The organism is Nocardioides sp. IC4_145 (assembly GCF_011250565.1).
Lineage (GTDB): Bacteria > Actinomycetota > Actinomycetes > Propionibacteriales > Nocardioidaceae > Nocardioides.
Window position 1 is genome coordinate 172,652 of record NZ_JAANMS010000001.1, and the last position, 15,985, is coordinate 188,636.

Genomic DNA, 15,985 nt, shown 5'->3' on the forward strand with positions numbered 1-15,985 from the left:
GGTGCCTGCTGCTCCATCCCGACGCTCCGCCCGCGGGCCGCTGTCCTACCGCCCGGAGCCCGGGTCGATCCCGACGCAGCCGGGGGTCTACCGCTTCCGCGACGCCCGCGGTCGCGTCATCTACGTCGGCAAGGCCAAGAACCTCCGCGCCCGCCTGTCGTCGTACTTCCAGGACATCGCGAACCTGCACCAGCGCACCGCGACGATGGTCACGACGGCGGCCAGCGTCGAGTGGACGGTGGTCAACACCGAGGTCGAGGCGCTCCAGCTGGAGTACTCCTGGATCAAGGAGTTCGACCCCCGCTTCAACGTCAAGTACCGCGACGACAAGTCCTACCCGTGGCTGGCGGTGACGACCGGCGAGGAGTTCCCGCGGGTGATGGTCGGCCGCGGCGCCAAGCGGAAGGGCACCCGCTACTTCGGCCCGTACAGCCACGCCTGGGCGATCCGCGAGACCGTCGACGTGCTGCTGCGCGTCTTCCCGATGCGCTCGTGCAGCAACGGCGTCTTCAAGCGCTCCGCCCAGATCGGCCGGCCCTGCCTGCTCGGCTACATCGACAAGTGCGCCGCGCCGTGCGTCGGCAACGTCAGCCCCGAGGAGCACCGGGCGATCGTCGACGACTTCTGTGACTTCATGGGCGGCCAGACCCGGCCGTTCATGCGCCGCATCGAGAAGGAGATGTACGCCGCCTCCGACGCGATGGACTTCGAGAAGGCCGCACGGCTGCGTGACGACCTCGGCGCCATGCAGCGCGCGCTGGAGAAGCAGGCGGTGGTGCTCGGCGACGGCGCGGACGCCGACGTCATCGCACTGGCGGAGGACCCGCTCGAGGTCGCCGTGCAGATCTTCTACGTCCGCGGCGGCCGCATCCGCGGCCAGCGCGGATGGGTGGCCGACCGCGTCGACGAGGGGGACACCCCCGAGCTCGTCTCGGACTTCCTGCTCCAGCTCTACGCCGGTGACCCCGAGTCGGTGCCGCGGGAGATCCTCGTGCCGGCGCTGCCGACGGACGTCGCGACATTCGAGGAGCTGCTCACCGAGCTGCGCGGCTCGAAGGTCGCGATCCGGGTGCCGCAGCGCGGCGACAAGAAGACGCTGCAGGAGACCGTCGCCCGCAACGCCTCGCAGGCGCTCGCGCTGCACAAGACCAAGCGCGCCAGCGACCTCACCACCCGCAACCGCGCGCTGGAGGAGATCCAGCAGGCGCTGGAGCTCGACGAGGTGCCGTTGCGCATCGAGTGCTACGACGTCTCCAACCTCCAGGGCACCGAGGTCGTCGCCTCGATGGTCGTCTTCGAGGACGGACTGGCCCGCAAGGGGGAGTACCGCCGGTTCGTCATCCGCGGGGTCGAGGGGCAGAACGACGTCGCCTCGATGCACGAGGTCATCACCCGGCGCTTCCGGCGGCTGCTCGACGAGCAGGCGCGCTCCGAGCTGCGACCCGGCGACGAGACCAGCGGGCCGATGCTGGTCGACCCCGAGACCGGCCGGCCCCGCAAGTTCGCCTACGCACCGGGGCTGGTCGTCGTCGACGGTGGCCCGCCGCAGGTCGCCGCGGCGCAGCGGGCCCTCGACGAGCTCGGCATCGACGACGTACCGGTCTGCGGCCTGGCCAAGCGGCTCGAGGAGGTCTGGCTGCCCGACCAGGAGGACCCGGTCATCCTGGCGCGCTCGTCGGAGGGCCTCTACCTGCTCCAGCGGATCCGCGACGAGGCGCACCGGTTCGCGATCAACCACCACCGCTCGCGTCGGTCGAAGTCGATGGTCGAGAGCGTCCTCGACGACGTCCCCGGCCTGGGCGAGGTGCGCCGCAAGACCCTGATGAAGCACTTCGGCTCGCTCAAGAAGCTGCGCGAGGCGACCGTCGAGGAGATAGCGACCGTGCCGGGCATCGGGCAGCGCACCGCGACCTCGATCAAGGACGCGGTGGCGGCGTCCTCGCCCGCGGGGCGCGGCACAGGCGGCAGGATGAGCGTCAACACCGCGACGGGCGAGATCATCGAGGAGGACGGATGAGCGAGCAGACGCCTCCCGGCGAGCTGGTCGTCGTGACCGGCATGACCGGGGCCGGGCGCAGCACGGCCGCCAAGGAGCTGGAGGACCTCGGCTTCTACGTCGTCGACAACCTGCCGCCGAGCCTGCTGCGCGACGTCGTCCGGCTCGTCGACGAGAGCGCCGGCCCGGGCCAGGCGATCGCCGTCGTCGTCGACGTGCGCTCCGGGTCGTTCTTCCAGACGCTCCAGGCCAACCTCGCCCAGGGCGCCACCGGCCGCAACGCGACGTTGCTGTTCCTCGACGCGACCGACGAGGTCCTGGTGCGGCGCCAGGAGGCGGTCCGCCGCCCCCACCCGCTCCAGGGCACCGGCCGGCTGCTGGACGGGCTCCAGCGCGAGCGCACGGTGCTGGCCGACCTGCGCAGCGGCGCCGACCTGGTCATCGACACCAGCGGCCTCAACGTCCACCAGCTCACCCGCGCGATCGCGGACGCCTTCGGCAAGGCCGACCACGTGCGGCTGAGCGTCAACGTCATCAGCTTCGGCTTCAAGTACGGCATCCCGATCGACGCCGACTTCGTCGCCGACATGCGGTTCCTGCCCAACCCGCACTGGATCCCCGAGCTGCGCCCCGGCACCGGCCGCGACACCGAGGTGTCCGACTACGTCCTGAGCCGCCCGGGCGCCGAGGAGTTCCTCGACGGCTACGTCCCGGTGCTCGCCGGCGTCGCCGAGGGCTACCTGCGCGAGGGCAAGCGCTTCATGCGGGTCGCGATCGGCTGCACGGGCGGCAAGCACCGCAGCGTCGCGATGACCGAGGAGATCACGCGCCGCCTCTGCGAGCAGGGGTACGACGCCCGGCCGGTCCACCGCGACCTGGGTCGCGAGTGAGCACCCCGCCCGGCGCCCCGGTCCGCGCCGCGGACTCCGCCCGCGCCCAGGCCGTCGTGGCGCTCGGCGGCGGCCACGGCCTGCACGCCTCGCTGAGCGCGCTGCGCCGGCTGGTCGACGACCTGACCGTCGACGACCTCACCGCGATCGTCACCGTCGCCGACAACGGCGGGTCCTCGGGCCGGCTGCGCGGCGAGTTCGGCGTGCTGCCGCCCGGCGACCTGCGGATGGCGCTCGCCGCGCTCTGCGGCGACGACCAGTGGGGCGACACGTGGGCCCAGGTGCTCCAGCACCGGTTCGCCGGCAACGGCGAGATGCGCGGCCACGTCGTCGGCAACCTGCTCATCGTCGGCCTCTGGGAGCTGCTCGGCGACCACGTCGACGCGCTCGACTGGGTGGGCAAGCTGCTCGGCGCCAAGGGGCGGGTGCTGCCGATGGCGCTGTCCCCGATGGACATCACCGCCGAGGTCCGCGGCCTCGACGCCGACGACCCCGACGCGCTGACCACGGTCCGCGGCCAGGTCGAGGTCGCGACCACCGATGGCGTCATCTCCTCGATCAGCCTCGACCCGGCCGACCCGCAGGTCTGCCCCGAGGCGGTCGCCGCCGTGGAGGCGGCGGACTGGGTGCTGCTCGGCCCCGGCTCGTGGTTCAGCTCGGTGATCCCGCACCTGATGGTCCCCGACCTCCGGGACGCGCTCGTGCGCACGAGCGCCCGCGTGGTGGTCAACCTCAACCTCGCGGAGCAGGCGGGGGAGACCGGCGGCTTCGGCCCGGCCGACCACCTGGCGGTGCTCGCCGAGCACGCACCGGAGCTGGTCGTCCACACCGTGCTGGCCGACCGGGAGAGCGTCGGGGAGGGGCTCGACGAGCTCGAGCACGTCGTCGCGGCGTACGGCGCGAAGCTCGTCGTCGACGACGTCGCGGTCGGGGACGGGACGCCCCGGCACGACCCCGAGAAGCTCGCCGCGGCGTACGAGCGGATCCTCGCCGCGGGCTGAGGCGGTTGCTGCCCTGGGTCGTTGACCCGCGTGCGAGGATGCGGGTCATGGCGATGACGGCACAGGTGAAGGCTGAGCTGGCGAGCACCCAGATCACGAAGACCTGCTGCCGCAAGGCGGAGGTGGCCTCGATGCTGCGCTTCGCCGGCGGCCTGCACATCGTCAGCGGACGCATCGTCATCGAGGCCGAGCTCGACACCGGCGCCGCGGCGCGGCGGCTGCGCAAGGACATCGCCGAGGTCTACGGCCACCAGTCCGACGTGGTCATGGTGCAGGGCAACGGCATCCGCCGGGGCAGCCGCTACCTCGTCCGCATCGTCCGCGACGGCGAGTCGCTCGCCCGGCAGACCGGCCTGCTCGACCAGCGCGGGCGCCCGGTCCGTGGCCTCCCGCCGGCCGTCGTCTCCGGCGGTGGCTGCGACGCGGTGGCGGCGTGGCGGGGCGCGTTCCTCGCCCACGGCTCGCTGACCGAGCCCGGCCGGTCCTCCTCGCTCGAGGTGACCTGCCCCGGCCCCGAGGCGGCGCTCGCGCTGGTGGGCGTTGCCCGACGCCTCGGCATCTCTGCGAAGGCGCGTGAGGTCCGCGGCGTCGACCGGGTCGTCATCCGCGACGGCGACGCGATCGGCCAGCTGCTGACCCGGCTCGGCGCCCACGAGTCGCTGATGGCCTGGGAGGAGCGCCGGATGCGGCGCGAGGTCCGGGCCACCGCGAACCGGCTCGCCAACTTCGACGACGCCAACCTGCGCCGCTCCGCACGCGCCGCGGTCGCCGCCGGCGCACGCGTCGAGCGGGCGATGGAGATCCTCGGGGACGAGGTGCCCGACCACCTCAAGATGGCCGGCGCGCTCCGCCTCGAGCACAAGCAGGCCTCGCTGGAGGAGCTCGGGCAGCTCCACGAGCCGGTGCTCACCAAGGACGCCATCGCCGGCCGGATCCGCCGCCTCCTGGCGATGGCCGACAAGCGCGCCGAGGAGCTGGGGATTCCCGACACCGAGGCGTCGCTGACCCCCGAGATGCTGGCCGAGGAGGCCTGAGCCGCGGCGGCCCGCCGTACCCCGGACGCCGCCGACCGCGCTCCCAGCCGCTTCGGTAGGGTCCGTCACACCAGACACCCGATGGAGAAGCAGGAGCAACCGCAGTGACTGTTCGCGTAGGCATCAACGGGTTCGGCCGGATCGGCCGCAACTTCTTCCGCGCCGTCCGGGCGTCCGGGCTCGACATCGAGATCGTCGCCGTCAACGACCTGACCGACAACACGTCGCTCGCGCCGCTGCTGAAGTTCGACTCGATCCTCGGTCGCCTTGACGCCGACGTGTCGGCCTCCGCGGACGAGATCCGCGTCGGCGACCAGGTCATCAAGACCTTCGCCGAGCGCGACCCCGCCAACCTGAAGTGGGGCGACCTGGGCGTCGACGTCGTCGTCGAGTCCACCGGGTTCTTCACCGACGCCACCAAGGCGCGCGCCCACGTCGACGCCGGCGGCGCCAAGAAGGTCATCATCTCCGCGCCGGCCTCCAACGAGGACGTCACCGTGGTCATGGGCGTCAACCACGAGAGCTACGACCCGAGCGCGCACACGGTCATCTCGAACGCCTCGTGCACGACCAACTGCCTCGCGCCGATGGCGAAGGCGCTCAACGACGAGTTCGGCATCGTCAAGGGCCTGATGACCACGGTCCACGCCTACACGGCCGACCAGAACCTCCAGGACAACATCCACAAGGACCTGCGCCGTGCCCGCGCCGCCGCCCTCAACGTGGTCCCCACCTCCACCGGTGCCGCGAAGGCCATCGGCCTGGTGCTCCCCGAGCTCAAGGGCAAGCTCGACGGCTACGCCCTGCGCGTCCCGGTCCCGACCGGCTCGGCCACCGACCTCACCTTCGAGGCCGGCCGCGAGACCACCGTCGAGGAGGTCAACGCCGCGATCGAGAAGGCCGCGGACGGTCGCTTCCTGCGCTACTCCACCGACCCGCTGGTCTCCTCCGACATCGTGACCGACCCGGCGTCGTGCATCTTCGACGCGCCGCTGACCAAGGTCATCGGCAACCAGGTCAAGGTCGTCGGTTGGTACGACAACGAGTGGGGCTACTCCAACCGCCTCGCCGACCTGATCGACTACATCGGCGAGACCCTCTGACCGTGGCGTCCTACACCACCCTCGCCGACCTCGTCGAGCAGGGGGTCGCGGGCAAGCGCGTCCTCGTCCGCTCGGACCTGAACGTCCCGCTCGACGGCCCGGCGGACCAGAAGGTGATCACCGACGACGGCCGCATCCGCGCCAGCGTCCCGACCATCCGCACGCTGGCCGAGGCCGGCGCGCGCGTGGTCGTGACCGCCCACCTCGGGCGGCCCAAGGGCGCCCCGGACCCGGCGTACTCGCTGCGTCCGGTGGCCGCGCGGCTCGGCGAGCTGCTGGGCCGGGACGTCCGCTTCGCCCGCGACACCGTCGGCGAGTCCGCCCACGAGGTCGTCCACGGCCTCGAGGACGGGCAGGTCGCCGTGCTCGAGAACGTCCGCTTCGAGGCGGGCGAGACCAGCAAGGACGACGCCGAGCGCGGCGCGTTCGCGGATCGGCTGGCCTCGCTGGCCGAGCTCTTCGTCTCCGACGGCTTCGGCGTCGTCCACCGCAAGCAGGCCTCGGTGTACGACGTGGCGCAGCGGCTGCCGCATGCCGTCGGTGGGCTCGTGCAGGCGGAGATCGAGGTGCTCCGCCGGCTGACCGTGGAGCCCGACCGGCCCTACGTGGTCGTCCTGGGCGGCTCGAAGGTCTCCGACAAGCTGGGCGTCATCGACAACCTGCTCGGCAAGGCCGACAAGCTGCTGGTCGGCGGCGGGATGGTGTTCACCTTCCTCAAGGCCCAGGGCCACGAGGTGGGCAAGAGCCTGCTGGAGGAGGACCAGGTCGAGGTCTGCCGGGAGTACCTCCAGCGCGCCGCCGAGAGCGGTGTGCAGCTGATCCTGCCGACCGACGTCGTCGTCGACACGGCGTTCCCCTCGGGCGACGTGACGCCGTCGCCCCAGGTGGTCGCCGCCTCGGAGATCCCCGCCGACAGCCTGGGTCTCGACATCGGCCCCGAGTCGGCCCGCGCCTTCGCGGGCGCGCTCGTCGGCGCGCGGACCGTCTTCTGGAACGGCCCTATGGGCGTGTTTGAGGTCGACGCGTTCGCCGATGGCACCCGCGCGGTCGCGCAGGCGTTGACGGAGGTCACCGCCGACGGCGGCCTCTCGGTGGTCGGCGGTGGCGACTCCGCCGCCGCGGTGCGGACGCTCGGCTTCGCCGAGGACGCCTTCGGCCACATCTCCACCGGTGGCGGCGCCAGCCTCGAGTACCTCGAGGGCAAGGAGCTGCCCGGCGTTCGAGTCCTGGAGGACGACTGACATGGCAGTGACCCGGACCCCGCTGATGGCGGGCAACTGGAAGATGAACCTCAACCACCAGGAAGCGGTGGTGCTGGTCCAGAAGCTCGCCTGGACGCTCTCGGACAAGCGGCACGACCACGCGAAGGCGGAGGTCGTCGTGGTGCCGCCGTTCACCGACCTGCGGTCGGTGCAGACGCTGGTCGACGGCGACCGCCTCGCGGTGAAGTACGGCGCGCAGGACGTCTCCACGCACGAGTCCGGCGCCTACACCGGCGAGATCTCCGCGGGGATGCTGGCCAAGCTCGGCTGCTCCTACGTCGTGGTCGGCCACTCGGAGCGCCGCGAGCACCACGGCGAGACCGACGAGGTCGTCAACGCCAAGGCGCAGCGCGTGCTCGCCGCCGGCATGACGCCCATCGTCTGCGTCGGCGAGGGGCTCGAGGTGCGGCAGGCCGACGGGCAGGTCGACCACTGCGTCGCCCAGGTCACCGGCTCGCTGGCCGGTCTCAGCGCCGAGCAGGTCGCCGGGCTGGTCGTGGCCTACGAGCCGGTCTGGGCGATCGGCACCGGCGAGGTCGCCACCCCGGACGACGCGCAGGAGGTCTGCGCGGCCGTCCGTGAGTACGTGCGCGCCTCCCACGGCGACGAGGTGGCCGACGCCGTGCGCGTGCTGTACGGCGGCTCGGTCAAGGCCGCGAACGTCGCCGGGATCATGGCGCAGCCCGACGTGGACGGGTGCCTGGTGGGCGGCGCCAGCCTCCAGGCCGAGGAGTTCGCAGGCATCTGCCGCTTCTACGACATGCCGGTCCTGTGACCGGCCGTCGTTGACGTAGGATCCGAGCCGTGGAAACACTCTTCACCGTCATCCTCATGCTCACGAGCGCCTTCATGATCCTCCTCGTGCTGCTGCACAAGGGTCGCGGCGGCGGCCTCTCCGACATGTTCGGCGGTGGCGTCTCCAGCTCGCTGGGTGGCTCGTCGGTCGCCGAGCGCAACCTCGACCGGCTCACCGTCGGCATCGGTGTCATCTGGTTCGCGACCGTCATCGCCCTGGGCCTCCTGCTCGCCTACTAGGCAGCAGACGGCCCCCGACCCCCTGATACCCGAAAGCTCCGGAAAGGGAGTACGCACGTGGCTGGTGGAGGAAACGCGATTCGCGGGAGCCGGGTCGGAGCCGGCCCGATGGGCGAGGCGGAGCGCGGCGAGGCCGCGCCGCGCCAGGCGGTGACCTACTTCTGCTCCAACGACCACCGCTCCGTGGTCACCTTCTCGGTCGAGGCGACCGTCCCCGAGTCCTGGGACTGCCCGAAGTGCGGCCTCCCAGCCAGCATGGACTCCGACAACCCGCCCCCGGCTCCGAAGATCGAGCCGTACAAGACGCACCTGGCCTACGTGAAGGAGCGGCGCTCCGACAAGGAGGCCGCCGACATCCTCGACGAGGCCCTCCAGCTCCTCCGCTCCCGCCGCAAGTCGGGCGACCTGATCTTCTGAGCAGCGCCGGCCCGGCTGGTCGACCAGCGGTCGGTCAGAGGCGGGAGGCGGAGGCGCGGTCGAGGAACCAGATGGTCTCCTCGCCGCCGGTGACGCCGACGGCGGGGACCTCGTGGACGTCGGCCAGCTCGCCACCGGCCCCGGTCCGGCCGGCGAGCGCGCGGGCGACCGCCTCGGCCTTGCCCTCGCCGCTGACGAGGATCCACAACGCTCGGTTGCGGTTGAGGGCCTCGAAGGTGAGGCTGACCCGCTCCGGCGGCGGCTTGGGGGAGTCGTGCACGGCCACGGTGAGCGCGTCGCGCACGTCGAGGGCCGGGTGACCGGGGAACAGCGAAGCGACGTGGGCGTCCGGCCCGAGCCCGAGCATCACCACCTCGAACCCGCCACCGCCGTGCTCGCGCAACGCCTCGGCGTACGCCGTCGCGGCCTCCTCGACGCTGGAGCAGTCCGCGGTGGTCGGCACCTCGTGGACGTGGGCGTCGGGCACCCCGACGGCGGAGAGGAACGCCTCGCGCGCCTGGCCGGCATTGCGGTCGGGCGAGCCGGGCTCGACGTACCGCTCGTCGCCCCACCACACCTCGACACGGGTCCAGTCGACCTCCGCGCCGGGCGCCAGCCGGGCCAGCTCGCGGTGCACGACCTCGGCGATGGTGCCGCCGGTCAGGGCGATGTGCGGGACGCGCCCGGCGGCCTGGGCGTCGGCGAGGCGGGTCAGCAGCTCACCCGCGACGGCGGTGGCCAGCGCCTGGTCGTCGTCGTGGACCTCGATGCGGGGAGTGGTCATCGGCGCCGGTGCTCCTGGTAGTAGGCGATGAGGGCGCGGGTCGAGGCGTCCTGCTCGGCCAGCGCGTCGGCGTCGCCGGCCAGGGCGGGCCCGACCTGCTGGGCCAGCTGCTTGCCGAGCTCGACACCCCACTGGTCGAAGCTGTCGATGCCCCAGACGACACCCTGGGTGAAGGTGATGTGCTCGTAGAGCGCGACCAGCTGGCCGAGCACCGACGGCGTGAGGTCCGGCGCGATGATCGAGGTGGTCGGCCGGTTGCCCGTGAAGACCCGGGCCGGGACGACGGACTCCTCGGTGCCCTCGGCGCGCACCTCGTCGGCGGTCTTGCCGAAGGCGAGGGCGCGGGTCTGCGCGAGGAAGTTCGCGAGGAACAGCTCGTGGACGTCCTCGTCGCCGTCGGCGAGGGGGTACGCCGGGTTCGCGAACGCGATGAAGTCCGCAGGCACGAGCCGGGTGCCCTGGTGGAGGAGCTGGTAGAACGCGTGCTGGCCGTTGGTGCCGGGCTCGCCCCAGAACACCTCGCCGGTGTCGGTGGTCACCGGGCTGCCGTCCCAGCGCACGCCCTTGCCGTTGGACTCCATGGTCAGCTGCTGGAGGTACGCCGGGAAGCGGTGCAGCAGCTGGGAGTACGGGAGGACCGCGTGGGTCCCGGCTCCGAGGAAGTCGGTGTACCAGACGTTGAGCAGCCCCATGAGCACCGGCACGTTGTCCGCCGCCGGCGCGGTGCGGAAGTGCTCGTCCATCGCGTGGAAGCCGGCCAGGAGCTCGGCGAAGCGCTCGGGACCGATGGCGATCGCGAGCGAGGTGCCGATGGCGGAGTCGAGCGAGTAGCGCCCGCCGACCCAGTCCCAGAACCCGAAGGCGTTGTCGGGGTCGATGCCGAAGTCGGCGACCTTGTCCAGGGCCGTCGAGACGGCCACGAAGTGCTGCGCGACCGCCGCGCGGTCGCCAGGACCGTCAGTCAGGTCGCCGACCCGCTCGCGCAGGCCGTCGAGCAGCCACTGCCGGCAGAGCCGCGCGTTGGTGAGCGTCTCCAACGTCCCGAAGGTCTTGCTGGACACGATGAACAACGTGGTCGCGGGGTCCAGGCCTGCGAGCGTCGTGGCCGCGTCGGTGGGGTCGATGTTGCTGATGAACCGGCACTCGAGGCCCTCCTGGCGGTAGGCCGCCAGCGCCTCGTAGGCCATGACCGGCCCGAGGTCGGACCCGCCGATGCCGATGTTGACGACCGTGCGGACCCGCTCACCGGTGACCCCGGTCCAGTCGCCGTTGCGGACCCGGTCGGCGAAGGCGTAGACCCGGTCGAGCACCTCGTGCACGTCCGCCACGACGTCCTGCCCGTCGACGGTCGGCCGCCGGTCGGCCGGGGTGTCGCGAGGCAGCCGCAGCGCGGTGTGCAGCACGGCGCGGTCCTCGGTGACGTTGATCCGCTCACCGCGGAGCATCGCCTCCCGCCGCGCCGCCAGCCCGACCTCCTCGGCCAGGTCCAGCAGCGCGGCGAGCACGTCGTCGTCGACCAACGACTTCGACAGGTCGACCCGCAGGTCGCCGGCGGTCCGGGTCAGCCGCTCGACGCGTCCCGGGTCCTGGTCGAACCACGCACGCAGGTCGGGGGAGAAGCCCTCCGCCAGCGACGCGAGCCGCGCCCAGGCCGACGTCGAGGTCGGGTCCACCGGCGCAGCGGTCACGCCCCGGCCTTCTCCATCTGGCCCCGGACCGTCTCGACCAGCTCGGTCCAGGACTTCTTGAACTTCTCCACGCCCTCCTGCTCGAGCACGAGCAGGACGTCGTCGAAGTCCACCCCGAGCTCGCCCAGCCGCTCGAGGATCGCGCGGCCCTCGCCGCCCTTGCCGGTGACGACGTCGCCAAGGACCTCGCCGTGGTCGGCGAACGCCTCGAGGGTCTTCTCCGGCATCGTGTTGACGGTGTCGGGGACGACCAGGCCCGTGACGTACATGGTGTCGTCGTAGTCCGGGTTCTTCACCCCGGTCGAGGCCCACAGCGGGCGCTGCATGTTCGCGCCCGCCTCCTCCAGCGCACGCCAGCGGTCGGACGCGACGACCTCGGCGAAGGCGTCGTACGCCACCAGGGCGTTCGCGATCGCGGCCTTGCCCCGCAGCGCCAGCGCGACGTCGCTGCCGATCGCCTCGAGCCGCTTGTCCACCTCGGCGTCCACGCGGGAGACGAAGAACGACGCCACCGAGCGGATCGTCGACAGGTCGTGACCGGCGTCGCGGGCCTGCTCGAGGCCGGTGAGGTAGGCGTCCATGACGTCGCGGTACCGCGCCTCGCTGAAGATCAGCGTGACGTTGACGCTGATGCCCTCTGCGATCGCCATCGTGATGGCCGGCAGGCCCTCGACGGTGGCGGGGATCTTGATCAGCGCGTTCGGCCGGTCGACCGCCTGCCACAGCTGGCGGGCCGAGGTGATCGTGCCCTCGGTGTCGGTGGCCAGGTCCGGCTCGACCTCGATGGACACCCGCCCGTCGGCGGCGGTGCGCTCGGCGACCGGCGCCAGGACGTCGCAGGCGTTGCGGACGTCCTCGGTCGTGAGCTCGAAGATCACCTCGTCGACCGAGCGGCCCTCGGCGACGAGCTTGCGCACCTGCTCGTCGTACCGCTCGCCGTCCGCGATGGCGGAGGCGAAGATGGTCGGGTTGGTCGTCACGCCGACGACGGAGCGCTGGTCGACGAGCTCGGCCAGGTTGCCGGTCTCGATCCGCTCGCGCGACAGGTCGTCGAGCCAGATCGACACCCCGGCGTCCGCCAGGGCCTTCAGACGATCACTCATGGTGTTCCCTCCTGAGGTCAGTGCTCCAAGTACCCGGGGCGGGGTCGGTCAGTCGGTGCTGACGCGGATGCTGTCGCGCGCGGCGTCGGCGACCTTCTGCGCGGTCATGCCGTACTCCTCGTAGACCCGCTGGAAGTCCGCCGAGGCGCCGTAGGTGTCGATCGAGACGATCCGGCCGTGGTCGCCGACCAGCTCGCGCCAGCCCTGCGCGACGCCTGCCTCGACCGAGACGCGCGCCTTGACCACCGGCGGGATGACGGTCTCGCGGTACGCCGCCTCCTGCTCGTCGAACCACTCGCGGCAGGGCATCGAGACCACCCGGGCGCGGATGCCGTCCTCGGCGAGCAGGTCGCGAGCGGCGACGGCCACCTGGACCTCCGAGCCGGTGCCGATGAGCACCACGTCGGGCTGGCCCTCCTCCACGTCGCACAGGACGTAGCCGCCGCGGTGGACGTTGGAGGTGTCCGAGAAGCCGTCGGTGCCGCGGGGGAAGACGGGGACGTTCTGGCGGGTCAGCGCGATGCCGGCCGGGCGGTCGGTGCGCTCGAGCACGGCCTTCCACGCGGCGGCCGTCTCGTTGGCGTCGGCCGGGCGGACCACGTCGAGGCCCGGGATCGCGCGGAGCGCGGCCAGGTGCTCGATCGGCTGGTGGGTCGGACCGTCCTCGCCGAGGCCGATGGAGTCGTGGGTCCACACGTAGGTGACCGGCAGGCCCATCAGCGCGGCGAGCCGGACCGAGCCGCGCATGTAGTCGGAGAACGTCAGGAACGTGCCACCGAAGACGCGGGTGCCGCCGTGCAGCGTGATGCCGTTGAGGATCGCGCCCATGCCGTGCTCGCGGATGCCGAAGTGGAGCACGCGGCCCTGCTGCGGGTCGCCCTCCCACTGGTCGGTCGAGCGGGAGACCGGCACGAACGACTTCGCGCCCTCGATGGTCGTGTTGTTGGACTCCGCCAGGTCGGCCGAGCCGCCCCACAGCTCGGGCATGATGCCGGCGACGGCGTTGATCACCGCGCCGGAGGCCTTGCGGGTCGCGACGCCCTTGGGGTCGGCGTCCCACGTGGGCAGCACGTCGTCGAGGCCCTCGGGGAGCGCACGGGTCTGCATCCGCTCCCACACCGCGACGGTCTCGGGCGAGGCCGCGGCCTTCCACTCCGCGAACCGCTGCTCCCACTCGGCCTGCTGCTCCTTGCCGCGGGCCACGAGCGAGCGGGTGTGCTCGATGACGTCCTCCGGCACCGCGAAGTGCTCGGCCGGGTCGAGGCCGAGGATCTCCTTGGTCGCCGCGACCTCCTCCTCGCCGAGGGCGGAGCCGTGGGACTTGCCGGTGCCCTGGGCGTTCGGCGCGGGCCAGGCGATGACGGTGCGCAGCACGATCAGGCTCGGCTGGTCGGTGACCTCGGCCGCGGCCTGGACCGCCGCGTGCAGGGCGGGCACGTCCTCGACGTAGGTCGTCGCGTCCTGCGTCCAGTCGACGGTCTGCACGTGCCAGCCGTACGACTCGTAGCGCTTGGCGACGTCCTCGGTGAACGCGATGTCGGTGTCGCCCTCGATCGAGATCCGGTTGGCGTCGTAGATGACGGTGAGGTTGCCCAGCTGCTGGGTGCCGGCGATCGAGGAGGCCTCGGCGCTCACGCCCTCCTGGAGGTCGCCGTCGCTGCAGATCGCGTAGACGTGGTGGTCGAAGAGCGACTCGCCCTCGCCCGGGTCCAGCAGGCCGCGCTCACGGCGCGCCGCCATCGCCATGCCGACCGCATTGGCGACGCCCTGGCCCAGCGGGCCGGTCGTGGTCTCGACGCCGGCGGTGTGGCCGTACTCCGGGTGGCCGGGGGTCTTCGAGCCCCACGTGCGCAGGGTCTTGATGTCCTCGATCTCCAGGCCCCAGCCGCCCATGAAGAGCTGCAGGTAGAGCGTGATTGAGCTGTGGCCGGCCGAGAGCACGAAGCGGTCCCGCGCGTGCCAGTGGGGGTCGGCGGGGTTGTGGCGCATGACCTTCTGGAACAGCAGGTACGCCGCGGGCGCCAGGCTCATCGCCGTGCCGGGGTGGCCGTTGCCCACCTTCTGCACCGCGTCCATCGCCAGGGCCCGGACGGTGTCCACCGCCTTGTCGTCGAGGTCGCTCCACTCGAGGTCGGGCACAGTCGTCACGAGGAACCTTTCGGGGTGGGGATCAGCTGAGGTCGAGCCGGGATCAGGCCGCGGGAGAGACCGCTCACACCCGCGAGCGGTCGGGCTCGGGCGTTTCCGAGCCTACTGACCCCCGGGGCTAGACTCACACTCGCTCCACGCTCCCGATCCCACCCGAGGACAACGTGACCCACGTCGGCCAGTCGGCCACCGCTCCCGAGCGGCACGAGTCCGGCGAGCCGACCCCGAGGGCGACGGTGCGCGACGTCGTCGCGGCGTACGTCGGGCTCACCAAGCCGCGCGTCATCGAGCTGCTCCTGCTCACCACCGTGCCGGTCATGTTCTTCGCCGACCGTGGGATCCCCGAGCTGGGCCTGGTGCTCGCGACCGTCGTCGGCGGGACGTTCTCGGCCGGGTCCGCCTCGGTCTTCAACTGCGTCTACGACCGCGACATCGACGAGCAGATGCGGCGCACCCGTCGCCGCGCGCTGCCGCGGCACATCGTCTCGCCGGGCGCGGCGCTGGTCTTCGGCTTCGTGCTCGCGGTGCTCTCGACCGTGGTGCTGCTGGTGTGGGTCAACCCGCTGTCGGCGGCGCTCTCGCTGGGCGCCAACGCGTTCTACGTCTTCGTCTACACGATGCTGCTCAAGCGCCGCACCACCCAGAACATCGTCTGGGGCGGGCTGGCCGGCTGCTTCCCGGCGCTCATCGGCTGGACCGCGGTCACCGGCGAGCTGTCGTGGGTGCCGGTCGTGCTGTTCATGGTGGTCTTCTTCTGGACGCCGCCGCACACCTGGGCGCTCGCGCTGCGCTACCGCGAGGACTACGCGAACGTCGACGTGCCGATGCTGCCCGTGGTCAAGCCGGCCCGTGAGGTCGGCCGGCAGATCGTGATCTACAGCTGGGTCATGGTCGCGACCTCGCTGCTGCTGTGGCCGGTCGCCGGAACCGGCGCGGCGTATCCCGTCGCGGCCGCCGTCCTCGGCGCCGTCTTCCTGCTCGAGGCGCACCGCATGCACGCCCGCTCCCGCGGCACCGAGGACCTCGGGACCATCCAGCCGATGCGGCTGTTCCACTCCTCGAACCTCTACCTCTCGCTCCTCTTCGTCGCCGTCGCGCTCGACCCGCTGATCTCCCGCTAGGCGGCGGTCCCGGCCGGCTGAGGAAGCCGTGGCGGCGCCGGGGTCCGGCTGGTCGAGGAAGGCGCGCTAGCGCCTGTCTCGAGACCTGCCCGCGTCTGCGAGGCCGGTGTCGCCGCCCTGCGGCTGCGGGGCGCCTCCGGCTCACTTCCTCGCCGTGCCGGCCTTCCCCGCTTCGCTCCTCCAGACCGCCACGCCTCCGATCTACGTTCGCCCTCCGGCGCCCCGCCGCCTTCGTGCTCGACCTGCGGATCGTTAAGTGGTCCAGACCGGTCGTGACTGCCCGGCCTACCTGCGGTTTCCCGGAGCGGGCATCCCCCGAACGGGTGGTTCCGGTCACGTTCATGTGTCAGCCGTGACTATGGCGGGCATGGCCCGTTGTGACTATGTCGCACCTTGGGTGCGA

General features: G+C 72.0%; 14 protein-coding genes. 10 read left to right on the top strand and 4 right to left on the bottom strand.

Translation table 11 applies throughout. The features are described 5' to 3' along the window. Position 1 precedes the first annotated feature (1 nt). The 9 genes from uvrC to G6553_RS00930 all read left to right on the top strand — a co-directional run bounded on the left by uvrC (position 2) and on the right by G6553_RS00930 (position 8,738). Positions 2-2,017, top strand: coding sequence for an excinuclease ABC subunit UvrC (uvrC, locus tag G6553_RS00890; protein ID WP_166188286.1), 2,016 nt, complete (start codon positions 2-4; stop codon positions 2,015-2,017). Continuing rightward, positions 2,014-2,886, top strand: coding sequence for an RNase adapter RapZ (gene rapZ / locus G6553_RS00895; protein ID WP_166188287.1), 873 nt, complete (start codon positions 2,014-2,016; stop codon positions 2,884-2,886). Before uvrC ends, rapZ begins: the two co-directional genes overlap by 4 nt. Then, positions 2,883-3,887, top strand: coding sequence for a uridine diphosphate-N-acetylglucosamine-binding protein YvcK (gene yvcK / locus G6553_RS00900; RefSeq protein WP_347565430.1), 1,005 nt, complete (start codon positions 2,883-2,885; stop codon positions 3,885-3,887). The genes rapZ and yvcK overlap by 4 nt, the downstream gene beginning before the upstream one ends. A 47-nt stretch (positions 3,888-3,934) precedes the next feature. Then, positions 3,935-4,921 (top strand): DNA-binding protein WhiA, encoded by a 987-nt coding sequence (whiA, locus tag G6553_RS00905; protein WP_166188288.1) that lies wholly within the window; start codon positions 3,935-3,937, stop codon positions 4,919-4,921. Between the two features lie 104 nt (positions 4,922-5,025). Beyond that, entirely contained in the window at positions 5,026-6,024 is a 999-nt protein-coding gene (gene gap, locus G6553_RS00910) for a type I glyceraldehyde-3-phosphate dehydrogenase (RefSeq protein WP_166188289.1), read from the top strand. A 2-nt stretch (positions 6,025-6,026) separates the two neighbouring features. Further along, on the top strand, positions 6,027-7,265 hold the full coding sequence (locus G6553_RS00915) for a phosphoglycerate kinase (RefSeq protein ID WP_166188291.1): 1,239 nt from the start codon (positions 6,027-6,029) through the stop codon (positions 7,263-7,265). Between the two features lies 1 nt (position 7,266). Then, positions 7,267-8,061 (top strand): triose-phosphate isomerase, encoded by a 795-nt coding sequence (gene tpiA, locus G6553_RS00920; RefSeq protein ID WP_166188293.1) that lies wholly within the window; start codon positions 7,267-7,269, stop codon positions 8,059-8,061. 29 nt (positions 8,062-8,090) lie between these two features. Beyond that, complete coding sequence (gene secG, locus G6553_RS00925; protein WP_166188294.1) at positions 8,091-8,321, top strand: preprotein translocase subunit SecG; 231 nt, start codon at positions 8,091-8,093, stop codon at positions 8,319-8,321. A 57-nt stretch (positions 8,322-8,378) separates the two neighbouring features. Further along, positions 8,379-8,738, top strand: coding sequence for an RNA polymerase-binding protein RbpA (locus tag G6553_RS00930; protein WP_166188296.1), 360 nt, complete (start codon positions 8,379-8,381; stop codon positions 8,736-8,738). A 34-nt stretch (positions 8,739-8,772) separates the two neighbouring features. Here G6553_RS00930 and pgl read toward each other — a convergent pair whose 3' ends face one another. The 4 genes from pgl to tkt are packed head-to-tail and all read right to left on the bottom strand — an operon-like array spanning position 8,773 to position 14,461. Beyond that, complete coding sequence (gene pgl / locus G6553_RS00935; RefSeq protein WP_166188298.1) at positions 8,773-9,522, bottom strand: 6-phosphogluconolactonase; 750 nt, start codon at positions 9,520-9,522, stop codon at positions 8,773-8,775. Then, entirely contained in the window at positions 9,519-11,210 is a 1,692-nt protein-coding gene (pgi, locus tag G6553_RS00940; protein WP_166188300.1) for a glucose-6-phosphate isomerase, read from the bottom strand. Before pgi ends, pgl begins: the two co-directional genes overlap by 4 nt. After that, entirely contained in the window at positions 11,207-12,313 is a 1,107-nt protein-coding gene (gene tal, locus G6553_RS00945; RefSeq protein ID WP_166188302.1) for a transaldolase, read from the bottom strand. The genes pgi and tal overlap by 4 nt, the downstream gene beginning before the upstream one ends. Before the next feature lie 48 nt (positions 12,314-12,361). Continuing rightward, positions 12,362-14,461, bottom strand: a complete 2,100-nt coding sequence (gene tkt, locus G6553_RS00950; protein WP_166188304.1) for a transketolase — start codon at positions 14,459-14,461, stop codon at positions 12,362-12,364. 164 nt (positions 14,462-14,625) lie between these two features. On the opposite strand from tkt, the gene G6553_RS00955 reads away from it, so the two are divergent. Then, on the top strand, positions 14,626-15,582 hold the full coding sequence (locus G6553_RS00955) for a heme o synthase (RefSeq protein WP_166188306.1): 957 nt from the start codon (positions 14,626-14,628) through the stop codon (positions 15,580-15,582). Positions 15,583-15,985 lie beyond the last annotated feature (403 nt).

Coding starts and splice junctions, on each gene's coding strand:
- rapZ (WP_166188287.1), top strand. CDS start 2,014: ATGAGCGAGCAGACGCCTCCCGGCGAGCTGGTCGTCGTGACCGGCATG.
- whiA (WP_166188288.1), top strand. CDS start 3,935: ATGGCGATGACGGCACAGGTGAAGGCTGAGCTGGCGAGCACCCAGATC.
- pgl (WP_166188298.1), bottom strand. CDS start 9,522: ATGACCACTCCCCGCATCGAGGTCCACGACGACGACCAGGCGCTGGCC.
- tpiA (WP_166188293.1), top strand. CDS start 7,267: ATGGCAGTGACCCGGACCCCGCTGATGGCGGGCAACTGGAAGATGAAC.
- tal (WP_166188302.1), bottom strand. CDS start 12,313: ATGAGTGATCGTCTGAAGGCCCTGGCGGACGCCGGGGTGTCGATCTGG.